At 73.7% G+C, this 15,372-nt stretch carries 17 protein-coding genes; 9 read left to right on the forward strand and 8 right to left on the reverse strand.

Going from position 1 to position 15,372, the window contains the following annotated elements; translation table 11 throughout:
- Positions 1-206 precede the first annotated feature (206 nt).
- Positions 207-1,649, reverse strand: coding sequence for a hypothetical protein (locus tag ABZU69_RS12940; RefSeq protein ID WP_354964546.1), 1,443 nt, complete (start codon positions 1,647-1,649; stop codon positions 207-209).
- A 129-nt stretch (positions 1,650-1,778) separates the two neighbouring features.
- Between ABZU69_RS12940 and ndhC the strand changes: the two genes are divergently transcribed.
- Positions 1,779-2,156 (forward strand): NADH-quinone oxidoreductase subunit A, encoded by a 378-nt coding sequence (gene ndhC, locus ABZU69_RS12945; protein WP_074316464.1) that lies wholly within the window; start codon positions 1,779-1,781, stop codon positions 2,154-2,156.
- 66 nt (positions 2,157-2,222) lie between these two features.
- Here ndhC and folP read toward each other — a convergent pair whose 3' ends face one another.
- Positions 2,223-3,092, reverse strand: a complete 870-nt coding sequence (gene folP / locus ABZU69_RS12950; RefSeq protein ID WP_354964547.1) for a dihydropteroate synthase — start codon at positions 3,090-3,092, stop codon at positions 2,223-2,225.
- A 155-nt stretch (positions 3,093-3,247) separates the two neighbouring features.
- Here folP and ABZU69_RS12955 point away from each other — a divergent pair, with 155 nt between their 5' ends.
- The 4 genes from ABZU69_RS12955 (at position 3,248) to ABZU69_RS12970 (ending at position 5,622) form a co-directional block, all read left to right on the forward strand.
- The gene (locus ABZU69_RS12955; RefSeq protein ID WP_354964548.1) at positions 3,248-3,826 is read left to right on the forward strand and encodes a DivIVA domain-containing protein; all 579 of its coding nucleotides are present in this window, start codon (positions 3,248-3,250) and stop codon (positions 3,824-3,826) included.
- Positions 3,823-4,317 carry an SRPBCC family protein gene (locus ABZU69_RS12960; RefSeq protein ID WP_354964549.1) on the forward strand — a complete coding sequence of 165 codons (495 nt, stop codon included), beginning with the start codon at positions 3,823-3,825 and terminating at the stop codon, positions 4,315-4,317. Before ABZU69_RS12955 ends, ABZU69_RS12960 begins: the two co-directional genes overlap by 4 nt.
- 87 nt (positions 4,318-4,404) lie before the next feature.
- Entirely contained in the window at positions 4,405-4,986 is a 582-nt protein-coding gene (locus ABZU69_RS12965; RefSeq protein ID WP_354964550.1) for a DNA-3-methyladenine glycosylase I, read from the forward strand.
- 12 nt (positions 4,987-4,998) lie between these two features.
- Entirely contained in the window at positions 4,999-5,622 is a 624-nt protein-coding gene (locus ABZU69_RS12970) for a hypothetical protein (protein WP_354964551.1), read from the forward strand.
- Positions 5,623-5,645: 23 nt separating this feature from the next.
- Here the strand turns inward: ABZU69_RS12970 and ABZU69_RS12975 are convergent, their stop codons facing one another.
- Together ABZU69_RS12975 and ABZU69_RS12980 are read right to left on the reverse strand one after the other, a co-directional pair.
- Positions 5,646-6,437 carry an enoyl-CoA hydratase-related protein gene (locus ABZU69_RS12975; RefSeq protein ID WP_354964552.1) on the reverse strand — a complete coding sequence of 264 codons (792 nt, stop codon included), beginning with the start codon at positions 6,435-6,437 and terminating at the stop codon, positions 5,646-5,648.
- 4 nt (positions 6,438-6,441) lie between these two features.
- Entirely contained in the window at positions 6,442-7,260 is an 819-nt protein-coding gene (locus ABZU69_RS12980) for a PaaX family transcriptional regulator C-terminal domain-containing protein (protein WP_354964553.1), read from the reverse strand.
- 190 nt (positions 7,261-7,450) lie between these two features.
- Between ABZU69_RS12980 and ABZU69_RS12985 the strand changes: the two genes are divergently transcribed.
- Together ABZU69_RS12985 and ABZU69_RS12990 are read left to right on the forward strand one after the other, a co-directional pair.
- Positions 7,451-7,618, forward strand: coding sequence for a DUF3117 domain-containing protein (locus ABZU69_RS12985; protein WP_007455245.1), 168 nt, complete (start codon positions 7,451-7,453; stop codon positions 7,616-7,618).
- A 147-nt stretch (positions 7,619-7,765) separates the two neighbouring features.
- Positions 7,766-9,241: a leucyl aminopeptidase family protein gene (locus tag ABZU69_RS12990; protein ID WP_354964554.1), complete on the forward strand. Its 1,476-nt coding sequence runs from the start codon at positions 7,766-7,768 to the stop codon at positions 9,239-9,241.
- Positions 9,242-9,247: 6 nt separating this feature from the next.
- Here ABZU69_RS12990 and ABZU69_RS12995 read toward each other — a convergent pair whose 3' ends face one another.
- On the reverse strand, positions 9,248-9,898 hold the full coding sequence (locus tag ABZU69_RS12995) for an O-methyltransferase (RefSeq protein ID WP_269458432.1): 651 nt from the start codon (positions 9,896-9,898) through the stop codon (positions 9,248-9,250).
- A gap of 345 nt (positions 9,899-10,243) precedes the next feature.
- Between ABZU69_RS12995 and ABZU69_RS13000 the strand changes: the two genes are divergently transcribed.
- Together ABZU69_RS13000 and ABZU69_RS13005 are read left to right on the forward strand one after the other, a co-directional pair.
- Positions 10,244-11,614: a trypsin-like peptidase domain-containing protein gene (locus ABZU69_RS13000; RefSeq protein ID WP_354964555.1), complete on the forward strand. Its 1,371-nt coding sequence runs from the start codon at positions 10,244-10,246 to the stop codon at positions 11,612-11,614.
- 76 nt (positions 11,615-11,690) lie between these two features.
- On the forward strand, positions 11,691-12,113 hold the full coding sequence (locus tag ABZU69_RS13005; RefSeq protein ID WP_354964556.1) for a preprotein translocase subunit TatB: 423 nt from the start codon (positions 11,691-11,693) through the stop codon (positions 12,111-12,113).
- A gap of 85 nt (positions 12,114-12,198) precedes the next feature.
- Here ABZU69_RS13005 and ABZU69_RS13010 read toward each other — a convergent pair whose 3' ends face one another.
- The 3 genes from ABZU69_RS13010 to ABZU69_RS13020 form a co-directional block, all read right to left on the reverse strand.
- Positions 12,199-13,347 (reverse strand): Mrp/NBP35 family ATP-binding protein, encoded by a 1,149-nt coding sequence (locus tag ABZU69_RS13010; protein ID WP_354964557.1) that lies wholly within the window; start codon positions 13,345-13,347, stop codon positions 12,199-12,201.
- An 87-nt stretch (positions 13,348-13,434) separates the two neighbouring features.
- Positions 13,435-14,085, reverse strand: coding sequence for a DUF1003 domain-containing protein (locus ABZU69_RS13015; RefSeq protein WP_354964558.1), 651 nt, complete (start codon positions 14,083-14,085; stop codon positions 13,435-13,437).
- Positions 14,078-15,364, reverse strand: coding sequence for a CBS domain-containing protein (locus tag ABZU69_RS13020; protein ID WP_354964559.1), 1,287 nt, complete (start codon positions 15,362-15,364; stop codon positions 14,078-14,080). The genes ABZU69_RS13015 and ABZU69_RS13020 overlap by 8 nt, the downstream gene beginning before the upstream one ends.
- Positions 15,365-15,372: the final 8 nt, after the last annotated feature.

Here is a 15,372-nt window from a genome sequence, read left to right on the forward strand (position 1 = left end):
CAGGCTGGTCCGGTCCGCTGTCGTTCCTCACCTGAGAGCCTACGTCGAACAGACCCCCGACCTTCCCCGGAGGTCCGCCGACTGGGACCGGATCCGGTTGAGGATTACGCCGTATTGCGGCGTTTCGCGCAGCCCGCCGTAATTCAGATCACCGTCGCCGTCCCGCCAGCGACCCTCGCCGCATGCCGGACACGTGGTGTGGCCGGTCAGTCGGTGCGGGCCGTGGTCGGGTCGGTGAGCCGGCGACGCAGCGAGGTGGTGGCCAGCGTGAGGGCCAGCACCACCAGCGACGCGGAGATCACGATCAGGGTGATCGCGGTGCGCTGCACCGAGGTCATCCCGCCGTCGTCGGCCGAACCCCCGGCGGGGAGCACGCCCTGCGAGCCGGTGGGCGCGGGCGGGGAGACCACCGGGGTGGCCAGCGCGGCGGCCGCGGTGATCCGGAAACTCATCTGCACCTGTCGGGTCGGGCCGCTACGCGGGTCGAGTTGCCCGATCACCGCGCCGGACAGCGGCGCCTCCTGCTGGGCCTGCGCGGTCGCCTCCAGCGGCAGCCGCAGATCGGCGGTCCTGCCCGCCGGCACCGGGCCGGTGTCGCACCGGGTGCGGGTCGGGTCGATCGCCACGCAGCCCGCCGGTGGGGCCGGCACGCTCACCCCGGGCGGAAGGACCACCTCGACCCGGCCGGCCGCGTCCACCGTTCCGGTGTTGCCCAGCCGGACCGCGAGGGTGCTCGCCGCGCCGCTGATGTCGAAGCTCACCTCGTCGGCGGCCAGCGAGATCCCGGGCACCGGCGGGCCCGGTGGGAAGAGCACCGCGAAGCCCTGGACGTCGGCCGCCTCGCCGGTGATTCCCGGCGCGCTCGCGGTGACCCGCACGGACCCGCTGAGTGGCATCTGCTTCCAGGCGGTGCCGGCGACCCGCAGCCGGAGCAGGCTGCTGAACCGAGCGCCCGCCTCGGCCGTCCAGGCCCCGCAGCGGTACGCGCCACCACCGGTGGCGGTGCAGCCCTTCGTCCCGGCGTCGGTCAGCCCGGCGGGCAGGGTGTACGAGAGTCGGATCCGCTGGGCGGTGGTGCCGGTGTTCGTCACCGTGACCCGCAGCGTGGTGGCGGTGCTGGCGGCGTTCCAGTACCCGCCCGTGAGGGTGACGTCCTCGGTGGTGACCCGCACGCCGAGTGGGTTCGGCGGCGGCGCGTCCGGGCCCGGTGCCGGCGGACGGACCGGGGGCGCTGACGGCGCGGGGGGCGCCGGTGGTCCGGGCGTGGGTGGGCGGGTGGTGCTGCCCGGCGCGGGCGCGGCGGTGGTCGGCGCCGGTGTCACGTCCGGCGCGGTGGTCTGCGGGGCCGGTGGCGTCGTCTCCGATGGCGGTGCGGTGGTCTCCGGGGCCGTCTCGGTGGGCAGGGGATCGCCGCCGGGCTCTTCGGTCGGGGTGGGCTCCTCCGCCGGGGTGGTCTCGGGGACGGGCTCGGGCTCGGTCACCGGATCGCTCACCACCGCGACCGGGCTGGCGTCCGGCGTCGCCGCGCTGGCCCAGGCCGGTGCCACGGCGAGCGCCGCGAGCAGGCCGAGCGCGAGCGAGGTCGCCAGCAGGGGCGCGGGACGCCGCCCCGCGGCCCGGGAGCCGGGCGGAACCTGCGCGCTGGCCATCTGTCCTCCGGTGACATGGGTGGGGGTCCAGTATTCGGTAACAGTTGCCTTCGAGCACTAGTCCCATTCGGAAACAAGTCCGTAACGTGTTCGGGACGGCCCTTTCGGGCGGGCGGTAGGCTCCCGGACGTGACCGGTTACCTGGGCTCGTACGCGACGCTCGGGCTCTTGCTGCTCGCCAGCGTCCTGTTCTTCGTTACGGCATTCTCGGCCAACCGGGTGTTACGTCCCGCCCGACCGGCCGAGCCGCACGGCAAGCGGACCAGCTACGAGTGCGGGCTCGACCCGGTCGGCGCGGACTGGGCGCAGATGCAGATCCGCTACTACGTCTACGCCTACCTCTACGTCCTCTTCGCGGTCGAGGCGGTGTTCCTCTTCCCCTGGGCGGTCGTCTTCGACCGGCCGGGCTTCGGCCTGGTCACGGTGGTGGAGATGGCGGTGTTCGTCGCGGTGCTCGCGCTGGGCATCCTCTATGCCTGGCGTAGGAACATCCTGCGCTGGACCTGACCGCCCGGGCCTCCGGCGATCGTGCCGGTCCGTCCGGCCGTTCGCGGCCGGTTGCCGGGCGAGCGGTCAGGCCAGGCCCCGGCGGGTCACCGCTGGCGGCCGGTCGCCGCGGATCGAGGCCACCATGTCCAGCACCCGGCGGGTGGGCGCGACCTGGTGGGCCCGGAAGACCCGGGCACCCAGCCAGGCGGAGATCGCCGTCGCGGCGAGCGTCCCCTCCAACCGTTCGGCCACCGGCAGGTCCAGGGTCTCGCCGATGAAGTCCTTGTTGGAGAGCGCCACCAGCAGCGGCCAGCCGGTCCCGGTCAACTCGTCCAGCCGGCGGGTGATCTCCAGGGAGTGCCGGGTGTTCTTACCGAAGTCGTGTGCCGGGTCGATCAGGATTCCGTCCGGGCGTACCCCCGCCGCCACCGCGCGCTCGGCGAGGCCGGTCACCGTCGCGACCACGTCGGCGACCACGTCGTCGAAGGCGGCCCGGTGCGGCCGGGTTCGCGGGACCAGCCCGCCGGCGTGCGAGCAGACCAGGCCGGCGCCGGTCTGCGCGGCCACCTGGGCGAGCGCCGGGTCGGCGCCCGACCAGGTGTCGTTGAGCAGGTCGGCGCCGGCCGCCACGGCCTCCACCGCCACCTCGGCGCGCCAGGTGTCGATGGAGATGACCACCTCCGGAAACGCGGCCCGGACGGCGGCGATGGTGTCCACCGTGCGCCGGATCTCCTCGGCGACGTCCACCTCGGCGCCGGGGCCGGCCTTCACCCCGCCGATGTCGATGATCGCCGCGCCCTCGTCCACGGCCCGTTCGACCGCGCGCAGCGCGCTGTCGGCGGCGAAGGTGGCGCCCCGGTCGAAGAACGAGTCCGGCGTGCGGTTGACGATCGCCATCACCACCAGCTCGCCGGGGGCGAACGTCCGCCCACCCAGCCGAAGCGCCCCGGCCATGCCCGCCTCCTGAGAGTCCGCACCGTCGCCGCCGCGTCGGCCGGTCCCGACGCTAGCCGGTCAGCCGGCCAGGACGCCCGGCGGCGTCGGCGATGATCGTGATCGGGGTGGGTGGTGGGCTCGCTCACGGCCGGTCGCCATGCCACGATCAGTGCATGGGTCAGCTTCTGCTCTTCCTGGTCGTGGCGTTGACCGTCGCGGCGGTGGTATTCGGCGTGACGGTGCTGGTCACCGGTCGTGATCCGGGCCTGGCGCCCGCCGAACCGGACTCGCAGGCCGTGTCGTTGCCGGTCACCCGGCCGTTGCGCGAATCCGATGTGGGCGCGGTCCGTTTCGACACCGGGCTGCGCGGGTACCGGATGGCCCAGGTCGATCACGCGATGCGCCGCGCCGCCTACGACATCGGCTACAAGTCTGAGCTGATCGGCGTGCTGGAGGCGGAGGTCACCGCGTTGCGTGCGGGACGCACCGCCGACGCGGACGCGCTGCGCCAGGCCCGTGAGCAGTCCGCCACCGCGGCGACGAACGAGGATGCGGCGGCTCGTCAGGGTCCGCGGCCGGGCGACGACGCCAACTCCGGCGCCGCCGGCGCGCTGCCCGCTGCCAGTTCCTCCCCGGCAGACTCCGACGGCGTGGCCCCGGCCGTCGCGCCAGCGGATGACGAGCCGACCGACTGTGAGCCGGCCGGTGGCGCCGGACAGCACGGCGCGGTGGTCCGGTCGGAGTCGGCGTGACCGACCCGGGCGCCGACGATCTTCGCGAGGCCGCCCAACCCGGCGCCGGCGAGGTGACCGCAACGGTGATCGTGAACGCCCCGGCGGAACGGGTCTTCACCGCGCTGCTCGCCTGGGAACGTCAGTCCGACTGGATCCCGTTCACCCGACTGCGGGTGGTCGAGGGCGACGGCCGTGAGGGCAGCCTGATCGAGGCGGTGACCGCGCTCGGCCCGGTGGTGCTGCGCGACGAGATGCGGGTGGTCCGGGTCGACGAGCCGTACGAGATCGGCGTGGTGCACTGCGGCCGGCTGCTGCGCGGCCCGGGTGTGCTGCGCTGCACCCAGATGGACCGGGCCCGCACCCAGGTGGTCTGGCACGAGTGGTTCCACCTGCCGGGTGGCCCGGCCGGTCGGCTGGCGTGGCCGGTGCTCTGGCCCGGCTCCAAGGTCGGCCTCACCCAGGCGCTGAAGAGGTTCGCCCGTCTGGTCGAGCAGGGCCGGCTGCCCTGACCATGCTCGCGGCGGCCGCCGGGCACCGCCGGCCGCCGGGCCGCCGGCGGCGATGGGCTGTCGGCCCGATGGCCTAGCGTGTACGAGGTGACTGACCTGGTGATCGGCGCCGACGGGCTGCCACGCTGCGCCTGGGGGGCGAGCACCCCCGACTACGCCGTCTACCACGACACCGAGTGGGGGCGGCCGCTGCACGGCGACGACGCGCTCTACGAGCGGATGACCCTGGAGGCGTTCCAGTCCGGCCTGTCCTGGCTGACCATCCTGCGCAAGCGCCCGGCGTTCCGGCTGGCCTTCGACGAGTTCCGGATCCCGACCGTCGCCGGCTACGGCGACGCCGACGTGACCCGGCTGCTCGCCGACGCCGGCATCGTCCGCAACCGAGCCAAGATCGAGGCGGCGATCGCCAACGCCCGCGCCGCGCTCGAGCTGCCCGACGGGCTGTCCGCGCTGCTCTGGTCCTTCGCCCCGGTGCACCGGCCGGTCCGCCCCGCCTCGTTCGCCGAGCTCGCGGCGATCACCCCCGAGTCGACGGCGATGGCCAAGGCGCTCAAGAAGCGCGGCTTCCGGTTCGTCGGCCCGACCACCGCGTACGCGCTCATGCAGGCCACCGGTATGGTCGACGATCACATCGTCGGCTGCCACGTCACGCTCCCACCCGCGGCGTGATGGGATGGCAGCATGACGACCGAGACCGCCCACCGGGCCGGCGAGGCCGGGCACGCTGACGGGACGGGCACCTGGGCGGTGCTGCTGCCCGCCGAGCGGTACGAGGCCGAGCGGCTCGTGCACCACGACACGCTGGAGCTGACCGGGCTGACGGGCGTCAGCCGGCCGGGCCCCGGTGACCGGGTGGCGGTGCTGACCGACACGCCGCCCCGGCTGGTGGCGCTCGGCCGGGTCACCGCGCCGGCCCAACGGCACCGGGAGGACCCGGACGATCCGCAGTCCCCGGTCGAGCCCGGAGCGCTCGTCGTGGCGTACACCCGGAGGGCCTTCGACGAGCCGGTGCCGGCCGACCGGTTGACGCTCGACGGGCCCGTCACCGCGCTGGATCCGGCGGCCTTCCGGGCGCTCGCCGACCGGCTCGGCCCGCCCCCGGCGCGGCGCACCTGGCTGGTCAGCCTCGATCTGCCGATCGAGGCCGGCACACCGGCCGAGGCGGTCCGGCTCTTCTGGTCATACGTGCAGGAGCTGGGGCCGCGTGAGCTGCCCGCCTTCGTGTCACCCTCCGGCGACGAGCTGGCCATGCAGGCGTTCGTGCTGGGCGCGGAGGCCAACCAGGACCCGGAAGAGGACGACTAGAAGGCCCCGTCGGGCTGCCGCGCTCAGTGTCCTTCGAAGACCGGCTTCTGCTTCGCGACGAAGGCCAGGGTGGCCGCCCGGTGATCGGCGGTGGCGCCGCAGATCGCCTGTGCCTGCGCCTCGGCGGCCAGCGCGTCGGCGAGGGTGCCGGCGTCGGCGATGGAGAGCTGCCGCTTGATCGCCCCGTACGCGACGGTGGGGCCGGCGGCGAGGCGTGCGGCCAGCTCCTGCGCGGTCGGCAGCACCTGCTCGTCGTCGTCGACCAGCCGGTTGAGCAGCCCCAGCCGGCTGGCCTCCTCGGCGCGTACCGGCTCGGCCAGCATCAGCAGCTCCACCGCCTTGGCGTGCCCGACCAGTCGCGGCAGCGTCCAGGAGGCGCCGGTGTCGGCGGCGAGGCCGACCCGGGCGAAGGCCATCAGAAAGCTCGTGGCCGGGCCACCGATCCGGATGTCGGCGAGGAAGGCCAGCGACGCGCCCGCCCCGGCGGCCATCCCACGGACGGCGGCCACCACCGGCTTGGGCAGGTTGGCCAGCCGGGCGGCGATCGGGTTGTAGTGCGCCCGTACGGTGTCCAGCGGGTTACCCGAGGCGCCCTCCAGCGTCGACACGTGCTCGCGCAGGTCCTGACCGGCGCTGAACGACCCACCCGCGCCCGCCAGCACGACCGCCCGACAGGACCGGTCGGTCTCCAGCTCCGCGAGGGTGTCCCGCAGGGCCTCCTTGAGCGCCACGTCGAGGGCGTTCATCGCGTTCGGCCGGTTCAGCGTGAGGGTGACGACGGCGTCGGTCCGGTCGACCAGCAACGGTTCGGTCACGTGTCTAACGACCCTTCTGTCGGACGATGCGGTTGCCGGCGTCGAGGCACTGCTCGACGTACCGGTCGGCGGCCGGACGCAGGCGGGCCGCGTGCCGGTCGAAGAAACTGGCCGCGGCGGTGCCGGGCCAGCGTTCGGGCAGCAGCGCCGGGGGCAGCTGCGGGTCCCGGAACAGGAAGGTACGCCAGGCGTGCACGAGCCGGAACCGGGCCGCGTACGCCTCCTCCTCGCTGCTGCGTGCGGTGACCGCGGCGAGCAGCGGGCGCTGGTCCGCGACGAACCGTTCGTAGGCGCGGCCGATCTCGCTCAGGTTCCAGGCCCGGCGGACCACGCCCATCGCGCCGGGTGTGCCGGCGAAGTGCGAGGCGGTGAACCGCTCGAATCGGACACCGGCCTCGGCGAGCAGCAGGTCGACGTCCTCGGCGGGCCGGGTGGCCACCCAGGTCTGCTCATCCAGCGTGCCGTAGCCCAGGAAGCTGAGGTTGGCGGCGAGCCGCTGCCGGTCCCGGCGGGAGCCGGGCGCCTCCAGCACGAGCAGATCGAACCGCCCGTCCCAGCTGACCCGGCCGGTCCGGTAGATCCGGGCTGCCGCCTCGTCCAGTCGCCGGGCGGCTTTCGGTGTGATCGAATATCCCGGTCCGGACGCCAGTCGGAGTGGGTCGAGCCAGCCCTGACGCACCATCCGGGAGACGGCGGTGCGCACTGCCGGCGGCGCGATTCCCAACGGTGCCAGTAGCTTGACCAGGGCGGCGACCGGTGCGCGGCCACCCCTCGGCCGGAGGTGGTCGCCGTACAGGTCGAAGAGTGCCGACCGTGCCTGCATGACCGCACATTGTGACAGGCCTTCTCAAGATATGCTAGATGCTGTTACATCAATGCTGCTCCGGTTTGGGTCCGGCGGTGTTCATCAGGGAAAATCGTTGGTCGACACCCCCGCGACCGTTGCGGGTGGTCGTGACGAAGTGGCTGTGGGGCAACCCACCGACCCTGGTGTAGGTCTGAGGGGAGACAACATGGCGGCGATGAAGCCGCGGACGGGCGACGGTCCGCTGGAAGTCACCAAGGAGGGCCGGGGCATCGTCATGCGGGTCCCGCTGGAGGGCGGTGGCCGGCTCGTCGTCGAGATGACTCCCGACGAGGCCAACGCGCTCGGTGACGCGTTGAAGGCGGCCGCCGGCTGAGTGAGGATTGATCCGGGCGGCGTACGCCGCCCGGAACCTTCCTCGGTCCCTGAGCCACCGGCATCGCCGGTGGCTCAGGGTCTTCATCTGTGCGGAGAAACGGGTCCGGCCCCGCTCCGCGACACTTTCCTGGAGGTGCGGTTCCGCGTGCTCGCCATCCGTCTGATCGCCGAGCCTGACCGGCTCGACGTCCTTGTCCTGCCCGTCCGTCCCGCCGACCAGGCAGCGGATGGCGACGCCTCCGCCGTACCGGCGCCCACCGCCGTCGCACTGCCGGACGGCACCGCCGAGGAGGCCGCCGCGCTGGCGCCGGTCGCCCGGCTGACCGGCCGGGCCGGCGAGATCCGCACCCATCTGCGCCCCGGGCGTACCCCCGGCCGGCTGCTGCTGCTCGGCATCGGCGACGGCGACGAGGCGGCCTGGCGGACCGCCGGCGCGGCCCTGGCCCGCGCCGCCGTAGATGAGACGCATATCACTCTCGCGCTTCCCGCGGAGGTGACACCGGCCGCAGTCCGCGGGTTGACCGAGGGGCTGCTGCTCGCCTCGTACCGGTTCCGGCTGACCGAGGCGGGTAACCCGCCCGCGCTCGCCGGCGTCGACCTGCTGCTCGCCGACCCGGCCGCGCACGAGGCCGCCATCGCCACGGCTCGGACCACCGCCGCGATGACCCGACTCGCCCGCGACCTGACCAACACGCCCTCCTCCGTGAAGAACCCGCAGTGGTTCGCCGACCAGGTGACCTCCGCCGCGGCCGACCTGCCGGACCTGCGTCTACGGGTCCGTGGGCCGGATGAGCTGGCTGCCGAGGGCTTCGGCGGGATCCTCGCCGTGGGCGGCGGCTCGGCCAGCGGCCCCCGCCTGGTCGAGCTCGACTGGAACCCTGCCGGCGCGCGTACCCATGTGGTGCTGATCGGCAAGGGCATCACCTTCGACACCGGCGGGATCTCGATCAAGCCGGTGCCGGCGATGAAGCTGATGCGCAAGGACATGGCCGGCGCGGCCGCGGTCGTCGCCGCCACCCTCGGCGCCGCGACGCTGCGGTTGCCGGTCCGGGTCACCGCGCTGGCCCCGCTGGCCGAGAACATGGTCAGCGGCTCGGCGTTCCGCCCCGGCGACATCGTCCGGCACTACGGCGGGACGACCAGCGAGACGACCAACTCCGACGCGGAGGGCCGGCTGGTCCTCGCCGACGCGCTGGCGTACGCGGTGCGGCAGCTCGCGCCGGACCTGCTGCTCGACCTAGCCACCCTCACCGGGGCCAACGCCGTGGCGTTGGGCAAGCGGACCGCCGCCCTGTACAGCGAGAACGACCGGCTGGCCGCCGATGTGCTCACCGCGTCCGAGGCGGCCGGTGAGGCTGCCTGGAGGATGCCGCTGCACACCGACTACGTCGAGTACCTGGGCAGCGACATCGCCGACCTGTACAGCGCTCCGACCCAGGGTGCCGGGTCGGTGGTGGCCGCACTCTACCTGCGCGAGTTCACCGGCGAGCTGCGGGATCGCTGGCTGCACCTGGACATGTCGGCCCCGTCCTGGGCGGACAGCGACCACGCCGAAGTCAGCCGGGGCGCGACCGGGTGGGGTGTCCGCTCGCTCCTGCGGTGGCTGGCCAGCGTCGACTGACCGGAGTCAGCACTTCACCGCGGCGAGCACCCCGTGCCCGACCGGGAGCAGCGCGGGAATCCAGTGTTCGGACTCCCGCACCGCCTTGATCGTCTCCCGGACTGTCACGGTCTCCGCGTCCCGGGCGGCCGGGTCACCGATCCGGCCGCCGGCCAGCATGCCGTTGAGCGCGAGCACGCCGCCCGGGCGCAGCAGCCGCAGCGCGGCTTCCACGCAGGCGTGGAAGCCGGTCGCCTCGGCGTCCACGAAGACCAGGTCGTACGCCCCGTCGGCGAGCCGGGGCAGCACGTCGAGGGCGCGACCGGTGATGATCCGTGTGCGGCCGGCGGCGAAGCCGGCCTCGCTGAAGATCCGCCGGGCGATCCGCTGGTGCTCCACCTCCACGTCGATGGTGGTGAGTACGCCGTCGGCGCGCATGCCGCGGAGCAGCCAGAGACCGCTCACCCCGGTGCCGGTGCCGATCTCCACCACCGCGCGGGCGTTGCCGGCTGCGGCCAGCAGTCGTAGCGCCGCTCCGGCGCCGGGGGTGACCGCGTCGAGGCCCACCTCGTGGGCCAGGCTGCGGGCGGTGCGCAGGACGAGATCCTCGGTGACGTACGACTCGGCGAACTGCTGAGCCTGGGTCGTCGAACTGCCGGAACCGGCGACCGTGGCGATGGGGCACCTCCGGGGGCGGTGCGTGGTGCGGGGGCGGGTTGGCACTGTGAGCGTAGAGGCGACCGTCGCGTGGCGCAGCCGCGCCTCCGTCCCCCGCGATCACCGGAGGCAACCGCTGACTCCACCGCGCGCATCCGTGCAATCCTGGAGGCGGTATCCCGTCAGCCGCGACCGCGCCGGTCGGTGGCCGGACGACGCGGCGCGGGATCCGGGGACGGACTGGGAGGCACCGACGTGACCGACGGCTGGGACTGGCGCCGGGGCGGTGAAACTCCGGCTCCGGCACGACCGCCCGGGGCAGAGGCCCCGTCGGCGGGGTCGCCGGTAGCGCCGGGGGCCGGCAGCGTGCCCGCGGCCGACGGGGCGTCGACGGCCGGGAGCCCACCGGCATCCAGCGCGCCGCCGACCACCTGGCCGGCGTCGACCGCGCCGCCGACCACCTGGCCGGCGTCGACCGCGCCGCCGACCACCTGGCCGGCGTCGACCGCGGCGCCGGGTGGGCCCGGCGCCGCCGGCACGTCGCCCTGGTGGTCCGACGCGCTCGCTGATCCGTGGCGGGATCCGGCGGCGCCGGCCGCCGTGATGGTGCCCGGGGTGGTGGCGGCGGGCACCGAGCCAGAGCCGGTCACCGACCCCGATGCGCCGGGCCGGCCGACGCTGCGCCACTTGCTGCTCATCCCGGTGATCACCGCGCTGCTCGCCGGCACCCTCGGCGGCGCGCTGGGTTACGCGTTCGCCGTACGTGGCGGGGCCGGCGGGACGGTGCTCGGCGCCGAGCCGGCGCAGCCGCCGGCGTTGGCCCAGCGCAAGCCGGAGTCGCTGGCCGGGGTGGCCGAACGGGTCCTGCCCAGCGTGGTCACCGTGCGGGTGAGCAGTCTCGGCGGGACGAGTGAGGGCTCCGGCTTCATCGCCAGCGCCGACGGGCACGTGATCACCAACGACCACGTGGTGGCCGGCGGCAGCGGAAAGGCCTCGGTGATCTTCAACGACGGCAGCTCCGCGGCCGCGACCGTGGTCGGTCAGGACCCGGAGTCGGACATCGCGGTCATCAAGGTGAGCCGGACCGGGCTGCGGCCGGTGGAGTTCGGCGACTCCGACGCGTTGGCGGTCGGCGACCCGGTGCTCGCCATCGGCTCGCCGCTCTCGCTGGCCAACACGGTCACCGCCGGCATCGTGAGCGCCCTGGACCGGACGATGCAGGCCGGCGAGCCGGGCGGTCCGGTGCGGTACTACGCGGCGATCCAGACCGACGCGGCGGTCAACCACGGCAACTCGGGCGGCCCGCTCGTCGATGGGGCCGGACGGGTGGTCGGGGTGAACTCCACCATCAAGTCGCTGGTCGCCGACGGTCAGGAGGCCGGCAACATCGGTCTCGCCTTCGCTATCCCGATCAACCAGGCCAAACGGGTGACCCAGGACATCATCGGCACCGGCAAGGCCCGGCGTACGGTGATCGGCGCCCAGGTCGGCGGTCCGGGCGCGGGAGCCAGCGGCGGCGTACGGCTCGCCGCGGTGGAGCCGTCCGGTCCGGCGGCCGGCGCCGGGCTGCGGGTCGGCGACGTGATCCTGAAGCTCAACGGCCGGCCGATGACCGAGCCGACAGACCTGATCGCGCTGGTCCGCAAGTTCGCGCCCGGCTCGGTGGTGACCGTCGAGTTCCGGCGCGGCGCCGACCGGCAGAACACCTCGGTCACCCTCGCCGCGGATGCCAAGTGAACAGCGGGTCACCCCCTGCCCGAAAGCCGTCCGACGTGCGTAGTCTTGCTGCTGACGCCGAGAGGAGGCCCGCGGGATGCTCGACAACCTGAACTGGTGGGAGATCGGTGCGCTGCTGCTCCTGGCACTGCTGATCTTCGGTGACCGGCTGCCCGCCGTGATCACCGACGGCCTGCGGATGGTGCGCAACCTTCGCAACATGGCCCGCAACGCCACCGGCGACCTGAGTCGTGAGCTGGGCACCGACATTCAGCTCGAGGATCTGCACCCGAAGGCCTTCATCCGCAAGCACCTCCTCAGCGAGGAGGACGAGGCGGCGATCCGCAAGCCGTTGCAGGGCGTCTACGACAACCTGCGCGCGGATGTCGGCGGCGTGCACAACGAGCTGAAGGACGTGGCCAACGCCGCGGACCCGCGGACGAAGGGGACCCGGTCCGGCACGGCCACCGGCACCCCGTCGGCGCCGGCTCCCCGAGCCAGCTACGACGACGCCACCTGACCGGCCCGTCACCAGACCGGCCCGCCACCTGCCCGGCCCGCACCCGCCGGCCGGACGGCCGGCGGGTTAACGACGGACCGGGCGCTCAGCGCCCGGCGGGCTTGAGGCCGAGCGGCTTGCCGAGCAGCGACTCACGGCGCAGCGCGAGCCGGTCCGCGATCGTGCCGAGCGCCTGCGCGGCCGGCGACTCCGGCTCGGCCAGCACGATCGGGTTACCGGCGTCACCGGCCTCGCGGACGCGGGTGTCCAGCGGGATCTGCCCGAGCAGCGGCACCTGCGCGCCGATGGTCCGGCTCAGCGACTCGGCGACCGCCGCACCGCCGCCGGCACCGAAGATCTCCATCCGGGAGCCGTCCGGCAGCTCCAGCCAGGACATGTTCTCGATGACGCCGACGACCCGCTGGTGGGTCTGCAGGGCGATCGCACCGGCCCGCTCCGCCACCTCAGCGGCGGCGGCCTGCGGGGTGGTGACCACCAGGATCTCCGAGTTGGGCAGCAGTTGGGCCAGCGAGATGGCCACGTCGCCGGTGCCCGGGGGCAGGTCGAGCAGGAGCACGTCCAGGTCGCCCCAGTAGACGTCGGCCAGGAACTGCTGCAACGCCCGGTGCAGCATCGGGCCGCGCCACACCACCGCGGCGTTGCCGGCGGTGAACATGCCGATCGAGATCACCTTCACGCCGTGCGACTGCGGCGGCATGATCATGTCCTCGACGCGGGTCGGCCGGCCGTCCGCGCCCAACATCCGGGGCACCGAGTGGCCGTAGATGTCCGCGTCGACCACACCCACCGAGAGCCCGCGGGCGGCCAGCGCCGCCGCCAGGTTGACCGTCACGCTGGACTTGCCGACGCCACCCTTGCCGCTGGCCACCGCGTACACCCGCGTCCGCGAGCCGGGCTGGGCGAACGGGATGACCGGCTCCTCGCTGGCACCTCCGCCGCGCAGCTGCGACTGCAACGACTGCCGCTGCTCGGGGCTCATCACACCAAAGTCGATCTCCACGCCGGTCACCCCGGGCACCGCGGCGACCGCGGCGGTGATGTCCGTGCGCAGCTTGTCCTTGAGCGGGCAACCGGCGACGGTGAGCAGCAACTCGACCCGTACGACGCCGCTGGTGTCGATCGCGGCGGAGCGGACCATGCCCAGCTCGGTGATCGGCCGGCGGATCTCCGGGTCGTTGACGGTGGCCAGGGCGGCCTGGATCGCGTCCTCGACGGTGCTGACGGGTGCTGACATGCCCGCAATGCTACGTCGCGGGGCATCCGCTCCGGCCGCTGGCCGGGAATGGTGTGAGCGAATCGATGGCCCGCTCGAACCCTCCGGTCAGCCGTCCTGCGGGCGGGGCCCGGTGGCGTCCGGCCGGGCTTCGCGGGCGAAGTCGCCGTCCAGATCGTCGCGGGGTTCGTCCAGCCCGGCACCGTCGGTCGGCCGCTGGCCACGCCTCTCCTGCCGGCTGTCCTTCTCCTGCTGGCGGCGCTCCAACCGTTGCCGGCGCTGCCCCGCCTCGTCCAGCTCCTCGGCCAGCCGGGCCAGCTCCGAGCGCAGGAAGTCCCGGGTCGCCACCTCGCCCAGCGCGATGCGCAGCGCGGCGATCTCCCGGGCCAGGTACTCGGTGTCCGCCTTCTGCGCGGTGGCCCGCCGCCGGTCCTCCTCCAGCGCCACCCGGTCCCGGTCGGCCTGCCGGTTCTGCGCCAGCAGGATCAACGGCGCCGCATAGCTGGCCTGCAACGACAGCACCAGGGTCAGGAACGTGAAGGTGTACGGGTCGAAGCGCAGATCGGCCGGGGCCAGGGTGTTCCAGCCGAACCAGATCGCGATCACCACCGTCATGACGACGATGAAGTTGGCGGTGCCCATGCCGCGCGCGATGCCCTCGGACCACCGGCCGAACGCCTCCGCGTCGAACCGGGGCAGCTTGATCCCTAGGGGCTCGCGTGGCTGATCGAGCCGTTCAGCCCGCCGCTGGTCAGCCATCCGCGCCATCCGGCGCCGGTTCCGGGGAGTTCAGGGCGCCCAGGGCGTCCCGGTCCCGCCAGTCCCGGGGCAGTGAATGGTCCAGCACGTCGTCCACCGTCACGGCGCCGACCAGCCGGTTGTTCCGGTCGATCACCGGCATGGCGACCAGGTCGTAGGTGGCCATCCGGCGGGTGATCTCCGGGAGCGGGGTGGTGGGGCGTAGCGGGTCGATGTCGTTGACCACGACCTTGCCCAGCAGGTCGGCCGGGGGTTCGCGCAGCAACGCCTGGAAGTGCACCATGCCCAGGTACCGGCCGGTCGGGGTGTTCTGTGGGGCCCGGGTCACGAAGACCTGCGCGGCGACCGCGGGGGAGAGCTGGGGCTCCCGGATCCGGGCGAGCGCCTCGGCGACGGTGGCGTCCGGCGGCAGGATGACCGGCTCCGAGGTCATCACGCTGCCCGCCGTGCCCGGCGTGTACTTGAGGAGCTGGCGCACCGGGTCGGCCTCGTCCGGCTCCATCAGGTCCAGCAGCACGTCCTGCTCCGGCGGAGGCAGCTCGTTGAGCAGGTCCGCCGCGTCGTCCGGGTCCATCTCCTCCAGCACGTCCGCGGCCCGTTCCCGGTCCAGCGCGGCGAGGATCTCCACCTGGTCGTGCTCCGGCAACTCGCTGAGCACGTCGGCCAGCCGCTCGTCGTCCAGTGCCGCCGCGACCTCGTTGCGCCGCGCGTCGGGCAGGTCCTGCAAGGCGTTGGCCAGGTCGGCCGGGCGCATGTCCTCCAGTACGGCGAGCAGATTCGCCGTACCCCGGTTGTCGGCGATGCCGCTGAGCCCGCGCACCCGGTCCCACTCCACCTGGTGCAGGTGGCCGCGGCGGGTGAGCCGGCCGGTGTGCTCGCGGACCGCGACCCGGGTGAGCGACCACTCGCCACCCCGGGAGCATTCCATGGCGACGTCCACCACCGCGCCGGGCTGGCCGGCCGGTTCGAGCTGCACCCGCCGGTCCAGCAGTTCCTGGAGCACCAGCAGTTCGTTCGGGCGTTTCTCGAAGCGCCGCAGGTTGAGGGTGCCGGAGCCGAGCACGACCGCGTCGGCGTCGATGGACGTGATCCGGTTGATGGACAGGAAGATCCGCCGGCGCATCGGCATCTCAGCGACCAGGCCCACGACCTCCGGGGGACGTTTGGTCGCCCGCAGCCGGGCCACCGCGTCACGAACCCGGCCCACCTGGTCGCCGTTCGGATCGAAGACGGCGACTCCGGCGAGGCGGGCTATGTAGACCCGGGTCGGCGTGCTCACGGGCACCA

The sequence above is a fragment of the Micromonospora sp. NPDC005206 genome (assembly GCF_040608175.1).
Taxonomy (GTDB): Bacteria; Actinomycetota; Actinomycetes; order Mycobacteriales; family Micromonosporaceae; genus Micromonospora.